Source organism: Noviherbaspirillum malthae, from assembly GCF_015352985.1.
Classification (GTDB): Bacteria; Pseudomonadota; Gammaproteobacteria; order Burkholderiales; family Burkholderiaceae_D; genus Noviherbaspirillum; species Noviherbaspirillum malthae.
The window spans coordinates 41,958-67,937 of the sequence record NZ_JACYXF010000020.1 but is presented as its reverse complement, the minus strand read 5'-3'; the positions used below and the strand labels follow the sequence as shown (position 1 = coordinate 67,937).

21 protein-coding genes and 1 pseudogene are annotated in these 25,980 nt (G+C 62.1%); 10 read left to right on the top strand and 12 right to left on the bottom strand.

The annotated features are described in order from the left end of the window. Positions 1-12: 12 nt before the first annotated feature. Positions 13-216 carry an LPS translocon maturation chaperone LptM gene (lptM, locus tag IGW03_RS20195; RefSeq protein WP_194724341.1) on the bottom strand — a complete coding sequence of 68 codons (204 nt, stop codon included), beginning with the start codon at positions 214-216 and terminating at the stop codon, positions 13-15. Between lptM and cyaY the strand changes: the two genes are divergently transcribed. Then, positions 215-544 carry an iron donor protein CyaY gene (cyaY, locus tag IGW03_RS20190; RefSeq protein WP_194724340.1) on the top strand — a complete coding sequence of 110 codons (330 nt, stop codon included), beginning with the start codon at positions 215-217 and terminating at the stop codon, positions 542-544. The genes lptM and cyaY overlap by 2 nt on opposite strands. Before the next feature lie 154 nt (positions 545-698). Here the strand turns inward: cyaY and IGW03_RS20185 are convergent, their stop codons facing one another. Further along, on the bottom strand, positions 699-3,047 hold the full coding sequence (locus IGW03_RS20185; RefSeq protein ID WP_194724339.1) for a penicillin-binding protein 1A: 2,349 nt from the start codon (positions 3,045-3,047) through the stop codon (positions 699-701). A 329-nt stretch (positions 3,048-3,376) separates the two neighbouring features. Here IGW03_RS20185 and IGW03_RS20180 point away from each other — a divergent pair, with 329 nt between their 5' ends. From IGW03_RS20180 to IGW03_RS20150, 7 genes and pseudogenes are all read left to right on the top strand, one after another. Next, entirely contained in the window at positions 3,377-4,456 is a 1,080-nt protein-coding gene (locus IGW03_RS20180) for a pilus assembly protein PilM (protein ID WP_194724338.1), read from the top strand. After that, on the top strand, positions 4,456-5,106 hold the full coding sequence (locus IGW03_RS20175) for a PilN domain-containing protein (RefSeq protein WP_194724337.1): 651 nt from the start codon (positions 4,456-4,458) through the stop codon (positions 5,104-5,106). The genes IGW03_RS20180 and IGW03_RS20175 overlap by 1 nt, the downstream gene beginning before the upstream one ends. A 12-nt stretch (positions 5,107-5,118) precedes the next feature. Beyond that, a complete protein-coding gene (locus tag IGW03_RS20170; protein WP_194724336.1) occupies positions 5,119-5,781 on the top strand; it encodes a type IV pilus inner membrane component PilO in 663 nt (220 codons plus the stop codon). Further along, positions 5,778-6,329: a pilus assembly protein PilP gene (locus tag IGW03_RS20165; RefSeq protein WP_194724335.1), complete on the top strand. Its 552-nt coding sequence runs from the start codon at positions 5,778-5,780 to the stop codon at positions 6,327-6,329. Before IGW03_RS20170 ends, IGW03_RS20165 begins: the two co-directional genes overlap by 4 nt. 50 nt (positions 6,330-6,379) lie before the next feature. Further along, positions 6,380-8,506 (top strand): type IV pilus secretin PilQ, encoded by a 2,127-nt coding sequence (locus IGW03_RS20160; protein ID WP_228535833.1) that lies wholly within the window; start codon positions 6,380-6,382, stop codon positions 8,504-8,506. Between the two features lie 343 nt (positions 8,507-8,849). Next, positions 8,850-10,527, top strand: a pseudogene (gene aroKB / locus IGW03_RS39270) (bifunctional shikimate kinase/3-dehydroquinate synthase AroKB). Continuing rightward, on the top strand, positions 10,524-11,684 hold the full coding sequence (locus tag IGW03_RS20150) for a deoxyguanosinetriphosphate triphosphohydrolase (RefSeq protein WP_194724333.1): 1,161 nt from the start codon (positions 10,524-10,526) through the stop codon (positions 11,682-11,684). The pseudogene aroKB and the gene IGW03_RS20150 overlap by 4 nt, the downstream one beginning before the upstream one ends. Here IGW03_RS20150 and IGW03_RS20145 read toward each other — a convergent pair. From IGW03_RS20145 to IGW03_RS20110, 8 genes are all read right to left on the bottom strand, one after another. Then, complete coding sequence (locus IGW03_RS20145; protein ID WP_194724332.1) at positions 11,681-12,772, bottom strand: enoyl-CoA hydratase/isomerase family protein; 1,092 nt, start codon at positions 12,770-12,772, stop codon at positions 11,681-11,683. The two genes, IGW03_RS20150 and IGW03_RS20145, sit on opposite strands and share 4 nt — an antisense overlap. A 254-nt stretch (positions 12,773-13,026) precedes the next feature. Beyond that, the gene (gene hpf / locus IGW03_RS20140) at positions 13,027-13,374 is read right to left on the bottom strand and encodes a ribosome hibernation-promoting factor, HPF/YfiA family (RefSeq protein ID WP_194724331.1); all 348 of its coding nucleotides are present in this window, start codon (positions 13,372-13,374) and stop codon (positions 13,027-13,029) included. Between the two features lie 91 nt (positions 13,375-13,465). After that, positions 13,466-14,956 carry an RNA polymerase factor sigma-54 gene (locus IGW03_RS20135; protein ID WP_194724330.1) on the bottom strand — a complete coding sequence of 497 codons (1,491 nt, stop codon included), beginning with the start codon at positions 14,954-14,956 and terminating at the stop codon, positions 13,466-13,468. A gap of 17 nt (positions 14,957-14,973) precedes the next feature. Then, positions 14,974-15,714: an LPS export ABC transporter ATP-binding protein gene (gene lptB, locus IGW03_RS20130; protein ID WP_194724329.1), complete on the bottom strand. Its 741-nt coding sequence runs from the start codon at positions 15,712-15,714 to the stop codon at positions 14,974-14,976. Between the two features lies 1 nt (position 15,715). Continuing rightward, complete coding sequence (gene lptA / locus IGW03_RS20125; RefSeq protein WP_194724328.1) at positions 15,716-16,264, bottom strand: lipopolysaccharide transport periplasmic protein LptA; 549 nt, start codon at positions 16,262-16,264, stop codon at positions 15,716-15,718. A gap of 37 nt (positions 16,265-16,301) precedes the next feature. Continuing rightward, positions 16,302-16,883 carry an LPS export ABC transporter periplasmic protein LptC gene (gene lptC, locus IGW03_RS20120; RefSeq protein WP_228535831.1) on the bottom strand — a complete coding sequence of 194 codons (582 nt, stop codon included), beginning with the start codon at positions 16,881-16,883 and terminating at the stop codon, positions 16,302-16,304. Between the two features lie 14 nt (positions 16,884-16,897). Next, entirely contained in the window at positions 16,898-17,425 is a 528-nt protein-coding gene (locus tag IGW03_RS20115) for a KdsC family phosphatase (RefSeq protein WP_194724326.1), read from the bottom strand. After that, positions 17,425-18,453 (bottom strand): KpsF/GutQ family sugar-phosphate isomerase, encoded by a 1,029-nt coding sequence (locus tag IGW03_RS20110; protein ID WP_194724325.1) that lies wholly within the window; start codon positions 18,451-18,453, stop codon positions 17,425-17,427. Before IGW03_RS20110 ends, IGW03_RS20115 begins: the two co-directional genes overlap by 1 nt. 223 nt (positions 18,454-18,676) lie before the next feature. On the opposite strand from IGW03_RS20110, the gene IGW03_RS20105 reads away from it, so the two are divergent. Both IGW03_RS20105 and IGW03_RS20100 read left to right on the top strand, forming a co-directional pair. Further along, the gene (locus IGW03_RS20105; RefSeq protein WP_194724324.1) at positions 18,677-20,662 is read left to right on the top strand and encodes a monovalent cation:proton antiporter family protein; all 1,986 of its coding nucleotides are present in this window, start codon (positions 18,677-18,679) and stop codon (positions 20,660-20,662) included. Positions 20,663-20,816: 154 nt separating this feature from the next. Further along, positions 20,817-21,728: an AEC family transporter gene (locus IGW03_RS20100; protein ID WP_194724323.1), complete on the top strand. Its 912-nt coding sequence runs from the start codon at positions 20,817-20,819 to the stop codon at positions 21,726-21,728. A gap of 906 nt (positions 21,729-22,634) precedes the next feature. Here the strand turns inward: IGW03_RS20100 and IGW03_RS20095 are convergent. Together IGW03_RS20095 and uvrA are read right to left on the bottom strand one after the other, a co-directional pair. Further along, positions 22,635-22,916, bottom strand: coding sequence for an acylphosphatase (locus IGW03_RS20095; protein ID WP_194724322.1), 282 nt, complete (start codon positions 22,914-22,916; stop codon positions 22,635-22,637). Next, positions 22,913-25,765 (bottom strand): excinuclease ABC subunit UvrA, encoded by a 2,853-nt coding sequence (uvrA, locus tag IGW03_RS20090; protein ID WP_194724321.1) that lies wholly within the window; start codon positions 25,763-25,765, stop codon positions 22,913-22,915. Before uvrA ends, IGW03_RS20095 begins: the two co-directional genes overlap by 4 nt. Between the last annotated feature and the right edge of the window lie 215 nt (positions 25,766-25,980).

Below are 25,980 nucleotides of genomic sequence, written 5' to 3'. Positions count from 1 at the left end.
GGCGGATACGGCTTACTGGGATGTGGAGGGCATGACCGGGACGGTCTGCGGCGGCGGCGGAACAGGCACGGGCTGTGCCGGTTTGCCGGGCAGATACAGCGGCCCTTTCTGACCGCAGGCGGCCACAACGCTGGCCAGCGCGGCGATCAGGATGAAATGGGAGGCGGACTTCACGATTAGAATCACGATTTGGGAAAATTCATTGGAGTGTAGCATGACAGAAACCGAATTCCTGGCATTGGCCGAACGGACGCTGGCGCGTATCGAGACCGCATTCGAAAACGCCGTGAACGACACCGATCTCGACATCGAATGCAGCCGCAGCGGCAATGTGCTCGAGATCGAGTTCGTCGACAATGGATCGAAGGTGATCGTCAACAGCCAGGCAGCAATGCATGAAATCTGGGTGGCGGCGAGATCCGGCGGCTTCCACTACCGTTATGAAGACGGCAAGTGGATCAATACGCGCGACAAGACGGAATTGTTCGAGGCCTTGTCCGCCATTGCCAGCGATCAGAGCGGCCTGCCGCTGCAGCTGGGCTGAACACCGAGCTGAGCGCAGCCAGGCGCATGGCGCCTTCAGAGAATGCGTGAGACCGTGCACGGCAACGCAAATGAAAAAGCCGAAGCGCAATGCTTCGGCTTTTTTGCAGCTGAACCCGAAACGGGCCTGGTTTGATAAACCGGTTCCGAATCGGTCAGAACAGTTCGTTCTTCACTTCATCCTTGGGTTTTTCCTCTTCATCCGCCGGCTTGTCGCTCAGGCCGAGGCTGCGCACGCCCATCCCGGGCGGATTCTCCGCATAGTAGTAGTCGTTGGCCACCTGGATCACGCCCTCCGGCATTGCCTTTTCTTCCACCGGCGCATCCTTGAGCGCCTTCTGCATGTAGCTGATCCAGATCGGCAGCGCCAGGCCGCCGCCGGTTTCCTTGTTGCCGAGGTTTTTCGGCTGGTCGAAACCGATCCAGGCCACGCCGACGAGCTTGGTCTGATAGCCGGCGAACCAGGCATCGAAGGAATCGTTGGTGGTGCCGGTCTTGCCGGCGATGTCCGGCCGCTTCAGGGTCAGTGCGCGCGTGGCGGTGCCGGACTTGACGACATCCTTGAGCATGCTGTCCATCAGGAAGGCATTGCGCTCGTCGATCACCCGGTTCGCCTCGTCGCCCGCACGCTCGGGATTGACCTGCGACAGGATGCGTCCGCTGCTGTCGGTGATGCGCGAGATGATGTAGGGGCTGACCCTGTACCCGCCGTTGGCGAATACCGCATAGGCGCCCGCCATCTGCAGGGGCGTCACCGCGCCCGCGCCCAGCGCCAGCGTCAGGTAGGGCGGGTTCTTCTCGGCTTCGAAACCGAAACGGGTTGCATACTCCTGGCCGTACTTCGCGCCGATCTTGTGAAGGATGCGGATCGAAATCATGTTCTTCGATTTCGTCAGGCCCTTGCGCATGGTCATCGGGCCTTCATACTTGCCGTCGTAGTTCTTCGGCTCCCAGGCCTGCCCGCCGGTCTGGCCGGCGTCGAACACGATGGGCGCGTCGTTGATCATCGTAGCCGGCGACAGGCCTTTCTCCAGCGATGCCGAATAGATGAAGGGCTTGAACGACGAACCCGGCTGGCGCCATGCCTGCGTCACGTGATTGAACTTGTTGCGGTTGAAGTCGAAGCCGCCGATCAGGGCGCGGATGGCGCCGTCCTCGGTATTGGCCGCGACGAAGGCGGACTCGACCTCCGGCATCTGGGTGATGCTCCACACCTTGTTTTCCTGGGTCACCCGGATGATGGCGCCGCGCTTGACGCGCTTGTTGGGCGGCGCCTTGTCGCTCAGCAGGTGGGTGGCAAAGCTCAGTCCCGGCCCTGTGATTTCGATTTCCTCGCCGGAGGAGAGCATGGCCTTGACCAGCTTCGGCGACGCTTCCAGCACGGCTGCGGCGACGATGTCGTCGCTGTCCGGATGCTCCGCGAGCTCGACTTCGATCGCGTCCTCCGCCTCGTCCTTGGCGGCGGGAATTTCCATGTAGCCCTCCGGCCCGCGGTAGCCATGCCGCTTTTCATAATCCATCACGCCGCGGCGCAGGGCCAGATAGGCGGCATCCTGGTCGGCCTTGGTGATGGTGGTGTAGACGTTCAGGCCGCGGGTATAGGTCTCTTCCTTGAACTGCTCGTACACCAGCTGGCGGGTCATTTCGGCCACGTATTCGGCGTGGATGCCGAACTCGCTGCTGGAGGTCTTTACTTTCAGGACCTGGTCCTTGGCGGTTTCGTAATCGTCCTGCGAGATATAGCCGAGCTGCAGCATGCGCTGCAGAATGTACTGCTGGCGGATGCGGGCGCGCTTCGGATTGGCGACGGGGTTGTAGGCCGAGGGTGCCTTCGGCAGGCCGGCCAGCATGGCGGCTTCGGCCACCGTGATGTCGGACAGCTTCTTGCCGTAATAGATTTGCGCAGCCGCGGAGAAGCCGTAGGCGCGCTGACCCAGATAGATCTGGTTCATGTAGATCTCGAGGATCTGGTCCTTGGTCAGGTTCTGCTCGATCTTCCACGCCAGCAGCACTTCATAGAGCTTGCGCTTGAAGGTCTGCTCGCTCGACAGGAAGAAGTTGCGGGCCACCTGCTGCGTGATGGTCGAGGCGCCCTGGCGGGAATTGCTGGTCAGGTTGTGCAGCGCTGCGCGTGCGATGCCGACGTAGTCGACGCCGCCATGATCGAAGAAGCGGTCGTCCTCGATGGCCAGCACCGCCTTCTTCATGATGTCCGGCACGTCGTTGATGCGCACCAGCGAGCGGCGCTCCTCGCCGAATTCGCCGATCAGCACATTGTCGGCCGAGAAGATGCGCAGCGGGATCTTCGGACGGTAATCCGTGATCGCCTCCAGCGAGGGCAGATTCGGATACGCCATCGACAATGCGAAGCCGAGAATCAGTACACCGACCACCAACAGGCCGAGCATGCCTGCGAACAGCTTGAGCGTCAGGCGGAGAAGGAAAGAGTTGTTGCCCTTGGGCGGCACGTTGGAGGGGCTGCCTGCGGCATTTGGTCGGGACATGCGAAAAAAGAGACAAAAGTGGACCGTCTGATTATAGCCGTGGGCAACCGGAACGGATATTAGTAAAATTTCAACTGTTTGTTTCAGGAAATGTTATCCTGAGTGCCCGTGGAGTGGGCAAATGGCAACGGAAAAGAGTGTTACTCCATGGAAATTACTTTACACCTCGCAATCCTTATTGCTAGGATTTAATGTAAGGTTGGATGTTTATCACCTAAATACTGGTTTTTAAACGTTTTTTTCAAAAGCTTACATCGCGTTTCGCTGCTTCGACACCCAAGTAAGTGGTGCGTTCACGCAATAAACCACATTTTCGGGGAGAAGGACCCTTGGCCATTGATCTCGGAATCTTGCTCGGCAACAAAAATCCACCGCTCGTCGGACTGGATATTAGTACTTCGGGCGTAAAGCTTGTCGAATTGTCGGATGCGGGCAAGAATGAGTACCGCCTCGAGCGTTTCGCCAGCGAACCGCTGCCGCGCGGCGCCGTCGTCGACGGCAATATCGAAAACCTGGATCAGGTATCCGAAGCCGTGCGCCGGGTCTGGAAAAAGAGCGGCACGCGCGCCAGGCATGTTGCGCTCGGCATGCCGCCGGCCGCCGTCATCACCAAGAAGATCATCCTGCCTGCGGGCCTGTCCGAAGACGAGCTGGAGGTGCAGGTCGAAAGCGAAGCCAACCAGTACATTCCCTTTGCGCTCGAGGAAGTCAGCCTCGACTTCGACGTGATCGGTCCGGCGCAGAACGCGCCGGAGGATGTGGATGTCCTGATCGCCGCCACCCGCAAGGAAAAGGTGGAAGACCGCGTCGCGGTCGCGGAAGCCGCCGGCCTGAAGCCGCTCGTCATGGATATCGAGTCCTATGCGGCGAGGGCGGCGCTTGACCGCGTTACCGCACAGTTACCCAAGGGCGGCCAGGGGCAGATCGTCGCGCTGTTCCAGCTCGGCGCGCAGGTGACCCATGTGTCGGTGCTGCAGGACGGACAGGCCATCTATGAACGGGAGCAGCCTTTCGGCGGCAACCAGCTCACCCAGGATATCGTGCGCGCCTACGGATTGTCGTTCGATGAAGCCGAATCGAAAAAGCGCGCGGGCGACCTGCCCGAGGGCTACGAGCGCGAACTCCTTCAGCCCTTCATGGAAAACGCCGCGCTGGAAATCACCCGCGCCATCCAGTTCTTCTTCACTTCCACGCCTTATACCCATATCGACCAGATCTTCCTCGCCGGCGGATGCGCGATCATTCCCGGGCTGGTCGAACTGGTCGCCGAACGCACCAAGATTTCAAGCTCCGTCGTCAGCCCGTTCAAGGGCATGCAGCTTGCAGGCAACGTCCGCGAAAAACAGCTGCGGGCCGAAGCGCCTTCCTATCTGGTGGCTTGCGGACTCGCGATGCGGAGATTCGACTGATGATCAAGATCAACCTGCTTCCTCACCGCGAGGAAAAGCGCAAGCAGCGCAAGGCGGCCTTTCTGCGCATGCTTGCGCTTTCGGCCGTCATGGGCGGCGCCCTGGTGGTGGCCGCGGGCGGCATCATCGCCGCGCAAATCTCCGAACAGAACCAGCGCAACGATTTCATCAAGGCTGAAAACGCCAAGCTTGACAACCAGATCAAGGAAATCAAGACGCTCAAGGAAGAGATCGAAGCCCTCAAGGCCCGCCAGCAGGCGGTCGAGGATCTCCAGAGCGACCGCAACCAGCCCGTCTACCTGATGGACGAACTCGCCAGGCAGGTGCCGGAAGGGATCTACCTGCGCTCCTTCAAGGAGGAAAACCAGCGCGTGGTGCTGATGGGATATGCGCAGTCCAACGAACGCGTCTCCGAATTGCTGCGCAACCTCGGCAACAATTCGCCCTGGCTGGAGCGCCCCGACCTGATCGAGATCCGCCTGGCCAGCCTCGGCCAGGGCAAGGACGCGAAGAAAGTGTACGACTTCACCGTCAATGTCGGCATCAAGCGCCCCCGCGACAAGGATGCCGCAGGTGGCGCCGGCGGTACGGCGGGCGGCGCAGCCGGCAGCGCGGCTGCGGCGGACGCTGCAGCGGCAAAGAAGTCCTGACGGGATAGAGCGATGACAGATCTGAAAAAACTTGCAGAATCGGTCGCGGCGCAGTTCCGCGGCCTCAACGGCAGGCACCCGGGACAGTGGCCGCTGATTCCCCGGCTCATGTGCGGTCTCGGCGCCATCGTTGCCGTCGCCTTCCTTGGCTGGTTCCTCTACCTCAGCGGGCAGATCGACGAGCTGACCCAGGGCGAGGAGGAGGAGGTGCGCCTGCGCGAGCAATACACCATCAAGATACGGCAGGCGGTCAATCTCGAGGCCCTGCGCAAGCAGAAGGAGCAGGTCGGCGAGTATGTCGCCACGCTGGAAAAGCAGCTGCCGAGCAAGGCCGAGATGGATGCGCTGCTTTCCGACATCAACCAGGCGGGCCTGGGACGAGGGCTGCAGTTCGAACTCTTCAAGCCGGGGCAGGTGCTGGTCAAGGATTATTACGCGGAGCTTCCCATCGATATCAAGGTAGTGGGCAATTACCATGACGTCGGCGCCTTCACCAGCGATATCGCCAACCTGCCGCGCATCGTCACGCTCAACAAGATGGGCCTGGTCGCCGGCAAGGACGGCTCGCTGACGCTGGAGGCGGTTGCCAAGACCTTCCGCTATCTCGACAAGGAAGAAATCGATGCGCAGCGCAAGGCCGCCGCGGAGAAGAAGGCGAAGGGAGCGAAGAAATGACATTGAACCGCTGTCTTGCCAGGGGCGTTTCCCTCCTGCCGCTGTCCATGCTGGCCGTGCTGGCCGGCTGCGGCGACGGCGGCGTGCACGAAGTCAGGGCATGGATGGACGAGGCGCGCAGGCAGGCGCCGGTCTCCGTGCAGAAGATCGCCGCCCCGAAGACCTTCGCGCCTTTCGTCTACGCGGCGAAGAATGAAGTCGATCCCTACAGCCCGGCGAAGCTGTCGGCGGCGCTGGCGAAGCTGCAGGCCAACGCCAACAGCGCGATCAAGCCCGATCTCGACCGGCGCAGGGACCCGCTGGAGAACCATCCCCTCGACACCATCACCATGGTCGGCACGCTGCAGAAGCCGGGCCTCACCTATGCGTTGCTCCAGGTGGACAAGGCGGTCTTTCAGGTGAAGGTCGGCAATTACATCGGCCAGAACCACGGGATGATCACCAGGATCGGCGAGACGGAAGTGGAACTGAAGGAAATCGTGCGCGACGCGGCCGGCGAGTGGACCGAGCGCAAAGCCAAGCTAGAGTTGCAGGAGAACCAGAAATGAAGCCAGTGCAAAACCATCGCGACGGGCTTGGAACCATCGCGCGAAAGTCGATGCGGCAGTGTGCGGTGCTGCTTCTTGCCCTGCAGGCCGGCCTGGCCTTTGCGCAGGAAAACGCCATCGAATCGATCAATGCCAATCAGCAGGGGTCGAACATCATCGTCAAGGTGACGATGAAGAACCCGGTCACCAAGCCGCCGATCGGATTCTCCATCACCAGCCCGGCACGCATCGCGCTCGACTTCGCAGGCACGGCCAACGGCACCGGCAAGTCGGTGCAGGATATCGGCATGGGCGACGTCAGGAACGTCAATCTGGTACAGGCCGGCGAGCGTTCGCGGCTGGTGTTCAATCTGCTGCGCCCGCTCAATTACGCGACGGCGGTCGACGGCAAGACGGTCGTCGTGACCATCGACAGCTCGGGGGGCCTCGCCACGCCGGTCTCCGCATCCGGGCTGCCGGTCCAGCGTCCCGCGCCAGCCGCCGCCGGCAAGCAGACCATCAAGGATGTCGACTTCCGCCGCGGCGCCAACGGCGAAGGCCGCATCGTGGTCGATCTTCCGCCCAGCCAGGTCGGCGTCGACGTGCGCCAGCAGGGGCAATCCATCGTCATCGACTTCCAGAAGGCCAGCCTGCCCGACGTGCTGCGCCGCCGCCTCGATGTCGCCGACTTCGGCACGCCGGTACAGACCATCACCACCACGCCGCAGGGCGAGAACGTGCGCATGGTCATCGAACCCAAGGGGCTGTGGGAACATAGCGCCTACCAGAGCGACACCCAGCTCGTGGTGGAGGTCAAGCCGATCAAGGAAGATCCGAACAAGCTGGTCCAGGGCACGCAGGGCTATCGCGGCGAGCGCCTGTCGCTCAACTTCCAGAATGTGGAAGTGCGCGCCGTGCTGCAGGTGATCGCCGATTTCACCGGCCTCAACATCATCACCAGCGACACCGTCAGCGGCAACCTGACCCTGCGCTTGAAGGATGTGCCCTGGGACCAGGCGCTCGACATCGTGATGCAGGCCAAGGGCCTCGACATGCGCAAGAACGGCACCGTGCTGTGGATCGCACCGAAGGACGAACTGCTGACCAAGGAAAAGCTCGAACTCGAACAGAGGGCGCAGATCGCCGAGCTTGAGCCTTTGAAAACCGAAACCTTCCAGCTGAACTACCAGAAGGCCGAAGCCTTCAAGCAGGTGTTCGGCATCGACAGCGCCGGCGGCAGCGGCGACAGCAAGAACCGCATCCTGTCCAAGCGCGGCAGTGCAGTGATCGATCCCCGCACCAACCAGCTGTTCGTGACCGACATCGCCTCCAAGCTCGAGGAAGTCCGCAAGCTGGTGCAGAAGACCGACATCGCCTCCAAGCAGGTCCTGATCGAAGCACGGATCGTCGAAGCCGACGACAAGTTCAGCCGCAACCTCGGCGCCAAGCTCGGCTTTTCCGATCTGCGCAACATCCGCGGAGGCGACGTCGGCTACGGCGTGGGCGGCAGCGGGCGCGCGGCTCTCACCGGCACCTACCAGGGCGTAGGCGAGCAGACCGGCCAGGCGGTGATTACCGATCAAAGCTATGTTCCGAACACCCAGTTCGTGAACCTGCCTGCGGCGGGTATCAACGGTGTCAATCCGGGCAGCCTGGCGATCAGCCTGTTCTCGGCATCCGCCAACCGCTTCCTGAACCTCGAACTGTCGGCCCTCGAAGCCGACGGCAAGGGCAAGATCATTTCCAGCCCGCGCGTCGTAACCGCCGATCAGCTCAAGGCCTTGATCGAGCAGGGAACGGAACTGCCGTATCAGGTCGCCACCTCGAGCGGCGCCACCTCGATCGCGTTCCGCAAAGCCAATCTCAAGCTGGAAGTCACGCCGCAGATCACGCCCGACGGCAACATCATCCTTGACGTGGACGTCAACAAGGACAGCGTCGGCGTCGAGACCCGTGCCGGCTTTGCCATCGACACCAAGCATGTCAAGACGCAGGTGCTGGTCGAAAACGGCGGCACGGTGGTACTGGGCGGCATCTTCCAGCAGGTCGAGCGCACCAGCGATTCGAAGGTGCCGCTGTTCGGCGACATTCCGGTAGTGGGCTACCTGTTCAAGAGCACGGCGCGCACCAACGACAAGACGGAACTGCTCATCTTCATCACGCCGAAGATTGTCGCTGAACGCATCTCGGCACGCTAAGTGCCATGAATGTCGATGTCCGTGATGACTAGAATAATCTTCTTCCTGAAAGCACAACGGTTTCCGCAGCCAGCCAGACTAATGCTACAGTGACCGTTGCGCCGGATTCGGTCGGATACGATAACCGTATTCTGGCAGGTGGTGCGGGCAGTACACGACATGCGGTTACCGTTACGCTGACACGTAGCGCGGGTAACGGCATCCGGAAAGGAGATGGCGTGGACCTGACCGCATGGACACCTCGACAAGTGCCGTCCCACCTGCGTGTAAAATTTACTTAAATGGGTTCGTAGAGGTGTAAACAGTTCTGGCGTTTGTCTTCAGCGGGCGAACGCCCATCATTATGTCGGGAAACATTTTTCTAATCGGCCTCATGGGCGCAGGCAAGACGACCGTCGGCCGCGCCCTTGCCAGGCGACTGAACAAGCGGTTCATCGATTCCGATCATGAGATAGAGGCGCGCACAGGCGCCTCTATTCCTTTGATTTTCGAAATCGAAGGCGAGGCGAGCTTTCGCCATCGCGAATCGGAAGTCATCCGCGAACTGACCGGTCTGCAGGATATCGTGCTTGCCACCGGCGGCGGCGCCATCCTGAAACCGGAAAACCGCGAATACCTGAAGACCCGCGGCACGGTGATCTACCTGCGCGCCAGCGTCCACAGCATCCTCCAGCGCACCAGCCACGACAAGAACCGTCCGCTGCTGCAGACCGCCGACCCGCGCGGCCGCATTGAGCAGCTGGCCCGCGAACGCGAACCGTATTACCTCGAGCTGGCGCATCACGTGGTGGAAACCGGCCGACCTAACGTACAATCCCTTGTACAAACGATCATTACTCAGCTGGGTCTTGAAGCCAGTCCGGGCGACACTGCCGGCCAGAGCGAGGTCAAGCCTAACCAACCGACATAAGATTCTTGCCATGACGCAGCACAGCATGCCGATCACCCTCCAGGTCGATCTGGGCGAACGCAGCTATCCGATCTCGATCGGACAATCCCTTCTCGACGACGCCGATCTGGTCAGCCGCCACGTGCGCGGCAAGCGCGTGGTCATCGTCACCAATACCGTCGTCGGCCCGCTCTATCTGGAGCGCCTGGCCGGCCAGCTCGCCGGTGCGGGCAAGCAGGTCACGACCGTCGTCCTGCCCGATGGCGAGGAAGAAAAGAACTGGGCCAGCCTGATGAAGGTGTTCGACGTGCTGCTGGCCGAGAAATGCGACCGCAAGACCACCCTGATCGCCTTGGGCGGCGGCGTGATCGGCGACCTGACCGGCTTTGCCGCCGCATCCTACATGCGCGGCGTGCCCTTCATCCAGATTCCCACAACCCTGCTGTCCCAGGTCGATTCGTCCGTCGGCGGCAAGACCGGAATCAATCATCCCCTTGGCAAGAACATGATTGGCGCCTTCTACCAGCCGCAGGCGGTGATCGCGGATACCGGCACGCTCGATACGCTGCCGCCGCGCGAACTGTCTGCCGGCCTGGCGGAAGTCATCAAGCATGGCGCCATCATCGATCCGCCTTTCTTCGACTGGATCGAGGCGAACATCGCCAGGCTGGTGGCGAAAGATCCCGAGGCGCTGGCCCATGCGATCCGGCGTTCCTGCGAAATCAAGGCCGACGTCGTCCGTCAGGATGAGCGGGAGGGGGGGCTGCGTGCGATCCTGAATTTCGGTCATACCTTCGGCCACGCGATCGAATCCGGCCTCGGCTACGGCGAATGGCTGCATGGCGAGGCGGTCGGCTGCGGCATGGTGATGGCCGCCGATTTGTCGCATCGCCTCGGCTTCATCGATGCCGGCACGCGCGAGCGCATCGAAGCGCTGGTGAAGGCGGCCGGCCTGCCTGTCGAGGCGCCCGACCTCGGTGAAGACCGCTGGCTGGAGCTGATGGAAGTCGACAAGAAAAACGAAGGCGGCCAGATCAAGTTCATCCTGCTCAAGCCGCTGGGCACCTCGGTCATCATGCCGGTACCCCAGGAAGCCCTGCTGGCCACATTGAAAGCCTGCGTCAGACGATGAATTACGAAGCCCACCTCGCTCCCTATGCCGCGCGCTCCGAGGCATCGCGAGGTCGGCGCTTCCCCGAAGCGGCACCGCCGTCGCGCACCGAATTCCAGCGCGACCGCGACCGCATCATCCATTCGACGGCGTTTCGCCGCCTGGAATACAAGACCCAGGTCTTCGTCAACCATGAAGGCGACCTGTTCCGCACCCGCCTGACCCACAGCATCGAAGTGGCGCAGATCGCCCGCTCGATCGCCCGCAATCTCCGCCTGAACGAAGACCTGGTGGAAGCCATCTCGCTTGCGCATGACCTCGGGCATACGCCATTCGGCCACGCCGGCCAGGATGCCCTGAACGACTGCATGAAGGCGTTCGGCGGCTTCGAGCACAATCTGCAGAGCCTGCGCGTGGTCGACGACCTGGAAGAGCACTACGGCGCCTTCAACGGCCTGAACCTGATGTTCGAAACCCGCGAAGGCATACTCAAGCACTGCTCGCTGCCGAATGCAGCCAAGCTTGGGGATGTCGGCGCGCGTTTCATCGAAAAGAAGCAGCCGACGCTGGAGGCCCAGCTGGCCAACCTGGCGGATGAAATCGCCTACAACAACCATGACATCGACGACGGCCTGCGCTCCGGCCTGCTGACCACCGCGCAGCTCGATGAAGTGGACCTCTATGCGCGCCATCGCAGGGAGGTAGAACTTGCCTATCCCGGCATCACCGGCAGGCGGGCCATCCACGAAACCATACGGCGCATGATCAATGCCCTCATCGTCGACCTCATCGATACCTCGCAGGAGCGCATCGCCCAGACAGGAGTCGAGTCGGCCGAGGACGTGCGCAATGCCGCGCCGCTGATCCGCTTTTCGGCTGCGATGGAAAACGAGGCTGTCCTGCTCAAGCGTTTCCTGCGCCACAATCTGTACCAGCACTATCAGGTCAACCGGATGACCAGCAAGGCGCGCCGCATCGTGCGCGACCTGTTCGACGCCTTCATGCAGGAGCCGCGCCTGCTGCCGCCGGATTACCAGGTGCAGCGCGGGCAGGGTGATGCCGGTCAGGACGAGGTCCGGCATGTGCAGGCACGCAAGGTGTCGGACTATATCGCCGGCATGACGGATCGCTATGCGATGCGCGAGCACCGCCGGCTGTTCACGGTCGACGAGATTTAATCCAGCTCGCGCAGCGGATGCGCATGCGCCGGCCAGGCCGGCGCGAAGAAGCGCTCCACCATTGCGGCATCCACTTCATCGAGCGAAGCGGGCTGCCATTTCGGCGCATTGTCCTTGTCGATGACGACCGAACGTATTCCTTCCAGCACCTCGCCGTTCTCGAAGCTGCGCCGGACCATCGTGCGCTCCATGCGCAGGCAGTCCGCCACGCCCAGCGCAGCACCCCGCCGCAACTGTTCCAGCGTCACGCACATCATCAGCGGCGAGCGCTTCTGCATGACGGCCAAGGTCTTCTGCGCAAACGCATCATCGTCATTGGCGAGCAATGCGGCGATGGCATGCACCGACTCCGCCGCGAAGTGCCGGGCAATCTTGCCGCGCTGCGCGGCAAGCAGGCTTGCTTCCGGATCGGCCTCGGCCCGGAACTGCGCGCCGAATTCCAGGACGGCTGCGCGCAGATCCGTGGCGCGGCTCGATGCCAGCATGTCGAACAGGGCGTTCAATGCAGTAGACGGGATGAACACGTCCGCCAGTCCGGCGAGCAATGCGTCGGCCGCGCCGATGACTTCTCCCGTCACGCCAAGATAGGTGCCGATCTGGTCCGGGCAGCGCGACAGGAAATAGCTGCCGCCGACATCCGGAAAAAGCCCGATATTCACTTCCGGCATCGCCATCTTGGTCCGCTCGGTGACGATGCGCATGCGGTTGCTTTCGCCGCCCTGTGCGATGCCCATGCCGCCGCCCATCACGATGCCGTCCATGAGGGCGATATAGGGCTTGGAATAGGTATGGATCAGATGGTTGAGCGCATATTCTTCGGTGAAGAAGTCCTCGAGCAGGGCGCTGCCTGCCTGCGGCGTGCTGTGTCCGGCCTCATAAAAGAAGCGGATGTCGCCGCCGGCGCAGAATGCGCGTTCGCTGCTGCTGCGGATCAGCACCGCGCGCACCGAATCATCGTTGCGCCATGCAAGCAGCGACTGCGTGATGGCGCGCACCATGTCGAGCGAGAGCGAGTTCAATGCCTTGGGGCGGTCCAGCGTGATCATGCCGATGCCGTTGGAAAGAGCGGTTTGGACGAAGTCTGTCATGGGATGGAGTGATTGGCTGTCGGGGGCCGACGATGAAAGGAAGAATAAAAGAACGAGCTTATTGTATCGGCGATGGATGAGGGCCGCAGTCGCCGGCCCGACAGTCCGTGTTCCGGCTGAAGATTCGACTGAAGACAGGAGCAGCGGACATGCATTTGGAAATGCATGTCATCCGGCCAGCAAAAAGGGCGCCTCGGCGCCCTTGATCGTTTGAGAGTGGCTTGCCGTCTTGGCGGCAAGGGAACCTGGGTTCCTTATTCAGCCGGCTGCGGTTCCGGCATGCGTTTGATGGCGTCGCACTGGTAGTCTTGCAGCTTGGCCTTGTACTTGAGTACCTGGCGGTCCAGCTTGTCCATCAGCGTGTCGATCGCCGCGTAGACGTCCTGTGCAAAACTCTCGACATGAATGACGTTTCCCCTTAAGCGCAGATTGACTTCGGCGCGTTGCCGCTTGTCTTTTTCAGAGGGCTTTTCAACCCCAAGGATGACTGCAATATCAATGACATGATCGAAATGCCGAATAATCCTGTCCAGTTTGTTCTCCACGTATTCGCGGATGGCAGGCGTCAGATCGAGGTGATGTCCACTGATTATGAGATTCATACAGCGCTCCTATGATTGGCGTCGCTGGAGGTTCGCAACGTGCCCGCGGCGGTCACGCCGGAACACAGCAACATCGGTACTACGTTGACAACTATAGAGATTTGCGCAGATTGACGGGAGGAATTTTCAAGGCTTCACGGTACTTGGCAACAGTGCGCCGCGCGACCACCATGCCCTGTTCTCCCAGCATGTCCGCAATTTTGCTATCTGAGAATGGATTCTTGGGGTCTTCTGCTCCTATCAACTGTTTGATGAGGGCCCGTATTGCGGTGGAGGAGGCTTCGCCTCCCGCTTCCGTTGCAACATGGCTGCCGAAGAAGTACTTCAACTCGAACATTCCATGCGGGGTAAGCATGTATTTTTGAGTTGTTACCCGAGAGATAGTGCTCTCGTGTAAACCCAGTGTATCAGCAATTTCACGCAAGACAAGGGGGCGCATGGCGACCGCGCCGTGGGAGAAGAAATTGCGCTGGCGGTCGACGATGGCCTGGGCCACGCGCAGGATCGTGTCGAAACGCTGGCGCATGTTCTTGATCAGCCATTTGGCTTCCTGCAGCTGCGAGGAGAGTGATCCCTCACCCTTGCTCTGCTTGAGGATGTTCGCGTACAGCGCATTGACGCGAAGGCGCGGCATGACCTCGTGATTGAGCATCACCTGCCAGCCGTTCTTGGTCTTCTTGACGATCACGTCGGGCACCACGTAGTCCGACGCGTCGGACGCATACAGCGCGCCCGGATGCGGATTGCAGCTCTTGATCACATGCTGGGCCTCGCGCAGGTCTTCCTCGTCGCAGTCGAGCGCCTTCTTCAGCTTGTTGAAGTCGCGCTGCGCGAACAGCGGCAGATACTGTTCGACGATTTCGAGCGAGCGTCGCCGCGTGACCAGCGGCACCTTAGGCATGCGGCGGATCTGGATCGACAGGCATTCGGAGGCATTGCGCGCGCCGACGCCGGCCGGCTCGAAGCTCTGCAGCAGCTTGAGCGCCACGTTGAGTTCGTCGATGTCGATTTCCAGTTCTTCCGGAAGCCGCGCATGGATCTCTTCCAGCGGTTCCTCGAGATAACCGTTGTCGTTCAATGCATCGATGAGGATTTCCACCAGCGCGCGGTCGCGCGGTTCCCTGACGGTGACGCGCATCTGTTCCAGCAGATGTTCGCGCAGCGTGGTTTCATGGGCCTCGAGCTGCGGGCGCGCATCGTCGTCTTCCGGCGCCTTCGAAGTGCGGGCAACATCGTCGAAGCTCCATTCGCTGTCCGCTGCCGGAGCGTCGCCGCCGCCTTCGCCATTGTCGCCGCCTTCGAAACCGCCTTCGGATTCTTCGCGAGAAGACGACGATGCCTCGCCTGCCGGCGCGTCGTTGCTGCCGCTTGCACCCGGGGCGCTGATGGCGCCGTCGGCAAGCAGCCGCACGGAATGATCGAGCGGATCGTCCACGCGTTCAAGCATGGGGTTTTCCGAAAGGATCTGTTCCAGCTCCTGATGCAGCTCGAGCGTTGACAGTTGCAGCAATCGGATCGACTGCTGCAACTGCGGTGTCAGCGCGAGGTGTTGCGATACGCGAAGTTGGAGAGTCTGTTTCATACCTGTCTGCTTCTTCCCTACATCCGGAAGTGTTCGCCCAAATACACGCGCCGCACCGACTCATTGGCAATGATGTCATCCGGGCGGCCGCTTGCCAGTACCGAGCCTTGATTGATGATATAGGCACGGTCGCAAATGCCAAGTGTTTCCCGCACGTTGTGGTCGGTGATCAACACGCCGATGCCACGTTCCTTCAGAAAGCGCACGATGCGCTGGATTTCGATGACGGCGATCGGATCGACCCCCGCAAACGGTTCGTCCAGCAGCACGAAGCGCGGATTGGTTGCCAGCGCGCGCGCGATTTCCACGCGCCGCCTTTCGCCGCCCGACAGCGACAGCGCCTGGTTCTCGCGCAGGCGCTCGATCTGCAGTTCGGCCAGCAGCTTGTTGAGCCGCTTGTCGATGGCTTCCTTGCCCAGCGGCTTGTTATCCTCGCGCTGCAGTTCCAGCACCGCGCGGATGTTGTCTTCCACCGTCAGCTTGCGGAACACCGAGGCTTCCTGCGGCAGGTAGGACAGCCCCAGTGTCGCGCGCCGATGGATGGGCAGGCGCGAGATTGCCGCGCCGTCGAGGTCGATCTCTCCCGCATCCGAGGGCACCAGGCCGACGATCATGTAGAACGATGTCGTCTTGCCGGCGCCGTTCGGACCGAGCAGCCCGACCACTTCGCCGCTTTCCACCTGCAGCGACACGTCGTGCACCACCTGCCGGGCGCCATAGCTTTTCTGCAAGCCGCGAACGACCAATGTGCTTGCCATGCTATTTGCCCTTCGTATCCGTGCGCGGCTGTATCACCGCCTTGATCCGGCCGCCGCCCGGCTTCGTTTCACCGCTCGACGTGTTGTTGACGGTGAAGAATTCCGCACGGCTGTCGTAGGAGATGAATTCGCCTTCCACTTCGTCCATGACCTTGTTTCCTTCGAGGCGGCGCATCTTCGCCCGCACAAACAGCTTCACGATTTCCGTCTTGCCGTTGTATTCGATGCGCTCGGCCTGTCCTTCCATCCACTGATCCGGTCCGCTGTCGCGCTTCTGGCGGAATGTCGCCAGTCCGCCCGGCGCCGCCTGCAGCGTTGCATACTGATAACCGGCCGGGTCCTGCGTGACGGTCAGCTTGTACGCCTTCATGATCAGCGTGCCCCGGGTCAGGATCACATTGCCGGTGAAGACGTTGATCTGCTTGACGTCGTCATAGGCCATCTGGTCGGCTTCGACATTCGTCGGCTTGTCGGAATCCGCCTTCTCCGCATGAACGCCGCCGGCGGCGGACATACCCAGCATCAGCAGCAACCACAAAAATCGTTTCATCGGCGATCCCGGAACAGTAGCATCAAGTTATATCGAATCAGCGTTGCGGAGCTTGATACGTGCCATGAACATTGTTCGACAGCTGCAGCTCGCGCGTCGCATTGTTGGCAACCATGCCGGTGCCTGTCAGCACGGATTGCCCGACGGAGATTTTCACCGGCTTGTCGGTCTTGACGACGTCGTCGTCCGGCAGCACCAGCATGTATTCGGAGCGCACGTGCATGGCCTGGGCATTGGCGGTGGCGGGGCGGTCCAGCTGCACGTTCTCGTACAGGTGGATCTGGCTGTTGTCGTTGTTGACGGTGCCGCGTTCGGCGCGCACCACCATAGGCCCGCGGCCGCTTTCCTTGCCCACGCTGTTGATGACGGGAAGCACGATATCGTAGGAGTCGTCCTGCGGGTTGTGCGTCATCTTCGCTCCCGAAAAATGGTACTGCGCCTTGCCGGTCTTGCCGATCTTCACGTAGCTGAAATTTTCCACGTAAAAATCCGGTTCCTTGCGCTCGGGGGGAGGCATCGCCTCGTCGCCGGCCCTGCGCAGAACTTCGAACAGCCAGAAGCTGCCGAGCGCCAGCGCAATCAGGGGCGCGATGATCGCCACCAGGCGAAAGCGGAACATGCCCGGCCCAGCCTTCATGCCAGATACGGCGCCATGGCCGCCGCATAATTGCCCTGCGCGCGCAGGATGAAGTCGCACAGCTCGCGCGCGGCGCCGCGTCCGCCGTGCGCCTGCGTCACATAATGGACGCGCGACTGCACTTCGGGATGGCCGTTCGGTACGCTGGCGGCAAAACCCACGCGCAGCAGGATGGGCAGATCGATCACGTCGTCGCCGACGAAACCGCAGGCGTCCGCCGCAATGCCGGTCTGTGCCAGCAGCTGTTCAAACGCGGTGCGCTTGTCGTGCACGCCCTGAAAAAGATGCTGAATGCCGAGATCGCCGGCGCGCCGCGCCACCAGCGCCGACTTGCGCGCGCTGATGATGGCGGTCGCCACGCCGGAGGCCTGCAGCAGCTTGATGCCGTGGCCGTCGAGCACGTTGAAGGTCTTGATCAGCTCGCCGTCGGCGCCGTAGTGCAGGCTGCCGTCGGTCAGGACGCCGTCGACATCGAAGATCATCAGGCGGACCCTGGAGGCCCTGGATGCGGCTTGCTGGTCCATCAGATCACCTTGGCGCGTGTCAGGTCATGGATATGCAGCGCGCCGACCAGCACGCCGTCGGTATTGGCCACGAGCAACTGGTTGATGCGGTGCTGTTCCATCAGCTCCACCGCCTCGACCGCCAGCTGGTCGGGGTTGATGGTGCGCGGATTGGCATGCATGACGTCGGCCATCTTCAGCTTGCTCAGGTCCTGGCCGGCTTCGATCAGGCGGCGCAGGTCGCCGTCGGTGAAGATGCCGATCGCCTGGCGGCGGTCGTCGACGATGGCCGTCATGGCCATGCCCTTCTTCGTGATTTCCAGCAGGGCGGAGGGCAGAGGCACGTCGGCCTTCACCGCGGGCACCGCGTCGCCGCTGCGCATGACGTCGCGCACGTGGGTCAGCAGGCGCCGTCCCAGCGCGCCGCCCGGATGGGAGCGGGCGAAGTCTTCCTCGCGGAAGCCGCGCGCGTCCAGCAGCGCGACCGCGAGCGCGTCGCCCAGCGCCAGTGTCGCCGTCGTGCTGGCGGTCGGGGCCAGGTTGAGCGGGCAGGCCTCCTTGTCGACATGCGCGTTGAGGTGGACGTCGGCCAGCTGCGCCAGGCGGGACTGCGGATTGCCGGTGATGGCGATCAGCTTGGCGCCCATGCGCTTGATGATGGGAATGATGGATATGAATTCGGCCGCTTCGCCGGAATACGAGATGGCGATGACCGCGTCGTTTTCGGTGATCATGCCGAGATCGCCGTGCAGCGCCTCGGCCGCATGGACGAACAGCGCCGGCGTGCCGGTCGAGGCCAGGGTGGCCGCGATCTTGCGGGCGATATGGCCCGACTTGCCGATCCCGGACACGACGACGCGCCCGGTGCAGTTCAGCAGCAGGCCGACCGCGTTGATGAAGCTGTCCTCGTTCGGATGGACGAGTCGCTCTTTCAGTACCAGCAGGGCATCGGCTTCGATCTGCAGCGTTTCGCAAGCCAGTGCAAGGGCACGCTGGGCAGTCTCTGCATCAAAAGCTTTCGGCAGGGTTTTTGCATCGGTTACACTCATGCCGGAAGTATAAACGAATTAGCCAAGCAAAAAATCTGCCAGTTCAAACAAAAAATTTTGTCTTGAGCCGGCTCAAGCCGTCTTCTTGCGGGTCAAGATTTTTTCTGCTTGCCTATGCTGAACGTTTCGCAACGCCTGCTGTCCCGTACGGCTGCCGCATCGTCACCGATGCAGGCACTTCCGGCGGACGGTCGGCGTCTTCTAATCAAAACGATAACAAAGAATGCATTCGGCTCTTGAACTCACACTGATCCTGCTGAGCACGGCGGTGCTCGGCGTAGTCGTCTTCCGCATGCTTCATCTGCCGCCCATGCTCGGGTACTTGCTGGTCGGCATTCTCATCGGCCCGCACGGCCTCGGTCTGGCCAGCGAAAACGTGACCACGCATACGCTGGCCGAGTTCGGCGTGGTGTTCCTGATGTTTTCCATCGGCCTCGAATTCTCCCTGCCCAAACTCTCGGCGATGCGCCGCACCGTGTTCGGCCTCGGCATGGCCCAGGTGCTGCTGACCATAGGCGCGACCATGCTGTTCGGCTGGATCGTGGCCCGCCTTCTCCCGCAGGTCATTGACATCAGCTGGCGCGCCGCCTTCGCGCTGGGCGGCGCGCTGGCCATGTCGTCGACGGCGATCGTATCCAAGATGCTGACCGAGCGGCTGGAGCTGGAAAGCGAGCATGGCAGGCAGATCTTCGGAATTCTGCTGTTCCAGGATCTTGCGGTGGTGCCGCTTCTCATCATGGTGCCCGCGCTGGCCAGGAATACCGACGATCTCATGGCGACGCTGCTGCTGGCCGGATTGAAGGCCGGCATCGTGCTGGTGCTGCTGCTGGTCATCGGCCAGCAGCTCATGCGCGGCTGGTTCCGCATCGTGGTCAAGCGGCGCTCGCAGGAGCTGTTCATGCTGAATCTGCTGCTGATCACGCTGGGCGCGGCATGGATCACCGAAAAGGCGGGTCTGTCGCTGGCGCTGGGCGCCTTCGTCGCCGGCATGCTGATCTCGGAAACCGAATACAAGCACCAGGTGGAGGAAGACATCAAGCCCTTCCGCGACGTTCTGCTCGGGCTGTTCTTCATCACCATCGGCATGCTGCTCAACGTGCGCCTGGTGCTGGAAAACTGGTGGCTGGTGCTGCTGCTGCTGACGGCGCCGGTGCTGTTGAAATTCGCGCTCATCGCCGCGCTGGCCAAACTCACCGGCGCGTCCACCGGCGTGGCGCTGCGCACCGGGCTGGGTCTGGCGCAGGCGGGCGAATTCGGCTTCGTGCTGCTCAACCAGGCCGGCGGCCTGCAGCTGATGGATCCGCTCATCATCCAGCTGATCCTGGCCTCGATGGTGCTGTCCATGCTGGCCGCGCCCTTCATCATCGACAAGTCGGATGCAATCGTCATGAAGCTGTCCGCCAACGAATGGATGATGCAGTCGCTGGCGCTGACGCAGATCGCCAGCCGCACGATGACGGTGCAGAAGCATGTGCTGATCGCCGGTTTCGGCCGCAGCGGCCAGAGCCTGGCCAGGCTGCTGGAAGAGGAGGGCATCGCCTACCATGCGCTCGATCTCGATCCCGACCGCGTGCGCGAAGCCCAGGCGGCCGGCGCGAACGTGTCGTATGGCGATGCCGCGCGCAGGGAAAGCCTGGTCGCCGCCGGCGTCCATCGTGCGGCCGCATTGGTGATTACCTTCGCCAGCACGCCGTCGGCACTGAAGGTCTTGCATTTCGCGCATGATCTTGCGCCGGCACTGCCGGTCATCGTGCGCAGCCATGACGACAGCGAACTTGAGAAGCTGCGCGAGGCGGGCGCGGCCGAAGTCGTGCCGGAAGCGATCGAAGGCAGCCTCATGCTGGCTTCGCATGCGCTGGTGATGCTTGGCGTTCCGCTGCGCCGCGTGGTGCATCGGGTGCAGGCGGCGCGCGACGAGCGCTACGCGTCGCTGCGCGGCTACTTCCATGGCGCAGGCGATGCTCCCGACGACGCCGAGCACCTGCATGTGCGCCTGCATTCCGTCAATCTCGGCGAAGGCGCCAATGCGGTCGGCAAGGCGCTCTCCGCGCTCAGGCTCGCCGAACTCGGTGCCGAAGTGACCATCGTGCGGCGCGGAAAGAGCCGCATCGACGTGACGCCGGAGACCGTGCTGCAGGGCGGCGACATCGTGGTGCTGCGCGGCACGACCGACGGCGTCGCCAGGGCCGAGGACCGCTTGCTGCGCTAAGCCGGAATCGCTTGAGATAGCGTTTCGTCATCTGCCGCCGCTCGTTCAGCAGGCATGCCGGAATGATCGGCGGCCTTGAAATTTCCCCGGAAAAACGCGGCCGCGCAGATCTGGCTACAATGCCCAACGGTATTGGCGTCATCGAAAGTTTTTCATGCAAGTGCTTGAGCGCATTCTCGGCATCATCCTGCCGGTCTTTTTCATCATCGCAGTCGGTTACGGCTACGCCCGCCTGCGCGGCGAACGGGTCAGGAACGACATGCTGTCGGTGAACCGCGTCAGCATGGACGTGCTCTGCCCGCTGCTGATCTTCAGCGCGCTGGCGGCCAAGGATTTCGATCTGGCGCGCAGCGGCACGCTGATACTCGCCGGCGTCATCATCTCGCTCGGATCGGGCCTGATCGCCTGGCCGGTGGCGCGCCTGTTCGGTTATGACGCACGTACCTTCGTGCCGCCGATGATGTACAACAACTGCGGCAACATGGGCTTGCCGCTCGCCGCGCTGGCCTTCGGCAGCGCCGGACTGGCCGCGGCCGTGGCCCTGTTCATGGCCTGCAACCTGATCTACTTCTCGGTGGGCATCAAGATCATCGAAAGCGGCCGCAACCAGCGCACGCCGTTCTGGAAATTCCTGGTCAGCCCGATGATGCTGGCCATGGCCATCGGCATGGTGTTCGCGATCTTCCACATTTCCCTGCCCGCGCCGCTGATGACGGCGTTGAAGATGCTGGGCGATGCCTGCATTCCCATCATGCTGTTTGCGCTCGGCGTGCGCATGCTGGACGTGAATTTCAAGAGCTGGCACATCGGACTGGTGGGCGCAATTGTTTGTCCGGTGGGCGGGCTGATCGTTGCGTGGCTGCTTGACCAGGTCATGCCGATGAACGACATGCAGCGCGGGCAGATGTATCTGTTTGCCGCATTGCCGCCCGCCGTTTTCTGCTTCATGGTGGCGGAACAGTACAAGCAGGAGCCTGACAAGGTGGCTTCGATCGTGCTGCTGGGGAATCTGGCTGCGCTGGCTTTCGTGCCGGTGGGGTTGTGGATGGGGATGCCGGGCCGGTAAATTTGCGGGAAAGGCCTTGACTGCTACTTTAGTTTGAAGTTGGTAAGGGTAGTGTCGAGCTCTGTGCCTGTGCAAAGTGCTTTTGTTCGGAGAAAGCTTGAAGGTTGGTTTCTTCGTTGAGGCTTGCCGGGACTGGCCCCGGCGGGCCACCTACTTCTTTGTGTCGACAAAGAAGTAGGCAAGAAAACGACCCCGATACCGACGCCCCTTCGGGGTTCCCAAAAGAGCGCGGCGCCAGGCGGGAAGCGCGGAAACTCGCCTTCGGCTCAGACAGTCCGCGCTTCTTTATCCGCCCGGCGCTGCGCTCTTTTGGCGTCGTCAGAAGGGGCGAGTTTTTACCCCATCCCCACCCTAGCCCTCCACCTCGCCGCTTGCAAGCGGCTCCGACTACGCAGGCGCAACGCATGCGTTGCGAAACCCCTGCTACGTCCCCTTGAAGGGGAGGGGACTGTAGTGCGCTGAACGAGCGAAGACTACGAGTTCAAACGCCGTAGTTGTCGTACCGTCAAAACAATGGAAGCGACATGCACAACCCTCGATTCCCTCCCCTTCAAGGGCGGCCGGCGAGGTGGAGGGCTAGGGTGGGGATGGGGTAAAACCCCTTGTGCGCAGCCGAAAAAGCAGCGGGTGGCGCGGAAAAGAAGCGAAGCTTGTCTGAGCCGAAGGCGAGTTTGCTTCGCTTCCCGCGACACCCGCTGCTTTTTTCGGGAACCCCGCAGGGGCTGCGTACCGGGGACGTTTTCTTGCCTACTTCTTTGTCGACACAAAGAAGTAGGTGGCCCGCCGGGGCCAGTCCCGGCAAAGCAAGCCTCTACGGAGAAAACAATGTTCAAGCTTTCTCCGAACATCAGTCCTTGGCAACAGGTACAGAGCCCCGTTCTATCTAGCCTTCTTCAAGACGCAAAACTATTGCGTCGCCAACACGTCGAACCCGTCGCCAGGCAGCGCCGCGTCATCAATGGACGTGACGACCACATCGCTGACCTGCGCCGACACGGGCCCGCACTGCGACCACGCAACCATCTGCTCAACCGCCTCGGGCGTGCCGCGCACGGCGGCTTCCACCGAGCCATCCATGCGGTTGCGCACCCATCCCGACAGCCGCAGCGCCCGAGCCTGATGGGCAAACGAAGCCCGGTAGCCCACGCCCTGAACCTTGCCGCTGATGCGAAGATGTCTGGCCGTCATTTCTTCTTCAGCATCGGAGCGAGGTACTTGCCGGTGTGGCTGGCGGGATTCTTCGCCACATCCTCCGGCGTGCCGCTGGCGATGATCTGCCCGCCGCCGGCACCGCCCTCGGGGCCGAGGTCGACGATCCAGTCCGCCGTCTTGATCACGTCGAGGTTGTGCTCGATGATCACGACGGTGTTGCCCTGGTCGCGCAGGCGGTGGATCACCTTCAGCAGCAGGTCGATATCGTGGAAGTGCAGGCCGGTGGTCGGCTCGTCCAGGATATACAGCGTGCGGCCGGTGTCGCGCTTGGACAGTTCCAGCGACAGCTTCACCCGCTGCGCTTCGCCGCCCGACAGCGTGGTCGCGCTCTGGCCGAGGCGGATGTAGCCGAGGCCGACGTCGAGCAGGGTCTGCAGCTTGCGCGCCACGACGGGAACGGGCTTGAAGAACTCGTGCGCTTCCTCGACCGTCATCTCCAGCACTTCATGGATGCTCTTGCCCTTGTAATGCACTTCCAGGGTTTCGCGGTTGTAGCGCTTGCCGTGGCAGACGTCGCAAGGGACATACACGTCGGGCAGGAAGTGCATCTCGACCTTGAGCACGCCGTCGCCCTGGCAGGATTCGCAGCGGCCGCCCTTGACGTTGAACGAGAAGCGTCCGGCCGAATAGCCGCGTTCCTTGGCGGTCGGCACGGTCGAGAACAGGTCGCGGATCGGCGTGAACAGACCGGTGTAGGTCGCCGGGTTGGAGCGCGGCGTGCGGCCGATCGGCGCCTGGTCGACGGCGATCACCTTGTCGAAATGCTCGAGGCCGGAGATCGACTCGTAAGGCGCCGGCTCCGCCTGCGAACCGTACAGATGGCGCGAGGCGGCGTGATACAGCGTGTCGTTGATCAGCGTCGACTTGCCCGAACCGGACACGCCGGTGATGCAGGTCAGCAGGCCGACCGGCAGCTCCAGGGTGACGTCCTTGAGGTTGTTGCCGGTGGCGCCGGCGATCACTAGCTGGCGCTCCGGATCGGCCGGCGTGCGCTTCTTCGGCACGTGGATCGCCAGCGTGCCGTTGAGGTATTTCGCGGTCAGCGACTTCTTGTTCTTCAGGATGTCGGGCAGGGGGCCGCGGGCGATGACTTCGCCGCCATGCACGCCGGCGCCGATGCCCATGTCGACCACGTAGTCGGCGCAGCGGATTGCGTCTTCGTCGTGCTCGACCACCAGCACGCTGTTGCCGATGTCGCGCAGGTGCTGCAGCGTCGCGATCAGGCGGTCGTTGTCGCGCTGGTGCAGGCCGATCGAGGGTTCGTCCAGCACGTACATCACGCCGGTCAGGCCGGAGCCGATCTGCGACGCCAGGCGGATGCGCTGCGCCTCGCCGCCCGACAGCGTGTCGGCGCTGCGTTCCAGCGACAGGTAGTCGAGGCCGACGTTGTTCAGGAATTTCAGGCGCGAGACGATTTCCTTGATGATGCGGTCGGCGATCTCCTTCTTGGCGCCGGTCAGCTTCAGCTTCTCGAAGAATTCCAGGGTTTCGCGCAGCGGCGTCGATGCCACTTCGTAGATCGCGCGCTCCTGCCTGCCGTTGCCGACCTTGACATTGCGCGCCTCGATGCGCAGGCGGGCGCCTTCGCACGCGGGGCAAGCCTTCTGGTTGATGAACTTGGCCAGCTCTTCCTTGACCGCGATGGAATCGGTTTCGCGGTAGCGGCGCTGCAGGTTGTTCACCACGCCTTCGAAGGTATGCTCGCGCACCACCGAGCGGCCGCGCTCGTTCACATAGGTGAACGGCACGGTCTGGCGGCCGGAGCCGTACAGCACCACCTGCTGGGCGTTGGCCGGCAGCTTTTCGAAGGGCGTGTCGACGTCGAAGCTGTAATGCTCGGCCAGGCTGGAGAGCATCTGGAAATAGAACTGGTTGCGGCGGTCCCAGCCTTTCACCGCGCCGCTGGCCAGCGACAGGTTGGGGAAGGCGACGATGCGCTTGGGGTCGAAGAACTCGATGTGGCCGAGGCCGTCGCACTCCGGGCAGGCGCCCATCGGGTTGTTGAACGAGAACAGGCGCGGCTCCAGTTCCTGCAGCGAGTAGCCGCAGACCACGCAGGCGAACTTGTTCGAGTACAGGTGCTCCTTGCCGGTATCCATCTCGAGCGCAATCGCGCGTCCCTCGGCCAGCCGCAGGGCGGTCTCGAAGCTTTCCGCCAAGCGCTGCTTGATGTCGGCCTTGACCTTGACGCGGTCGATCACGACATCGATGGTGTGCTTCTCGGTTTTCTTCAGCTTGGGCAGGTCGTCGACTTCATAGATCTTGGCGGCATGCGTGCCGCTCTGGATGCGGAAGCGCACGAAGCCCTGCGCCTGCATCTGCTCGAACAGGTCGACATGCTCGCCCTTGCGGTTGGCCACCACCGGCGCGAGGATCATCAGCTTGGTGTCTTCCGGCATGGCCAGCACGGCGTCCACCATCTGCGACACCGATTGCGCCGCCAGCGGGTTTTCCGGATGGGTGGGGCAGTAGGGCGTGCCGACCCGCGCATACAGCAGGCGCAGGTAATCGTGGATCTCGGTCACGGTGCCGACGGTCGAGCGGGGGTTGTGCGAGGTGGCCTTCTGCTCGATCGAGATCGCCGGCGACAGGCCCTCGATCATGTCCACGTCCGGCTTTTCCATCAATTGCAGGAACTGGCGCGCATAGGCCGACAGCGATTCGACATAGCGGCGCTGGCCTTCGGCATACAAAGTGTCGAAGGCCAGTGAGGATTTTCCGGAACCGGACAGGCCGGTGATGACGATGAGCTTGTTGCGGGGTAGTTCGAGATTGATGTTTTTCAGATTGTGCGTACGGGCACCGCGAATTCTTATTTCTTCCATGAACTGCTTTCAGTTAGGGCTTGTTCCTGACAATTTGTCGATATGCAACAACGTGATGATGCAATGGTGAAACAAAAGCAAAGAAGCACTGCTGCCCGGCAGGAGGCAACGAAAGCGTCGAGGGGATGTCGTTTTGCGGATGCGGCGCATGCGCGCCCATGCATTTTCCGGGCATGGCAACTTCATCAGTCAGCAAGACGGTCGCGGCCGGCGGC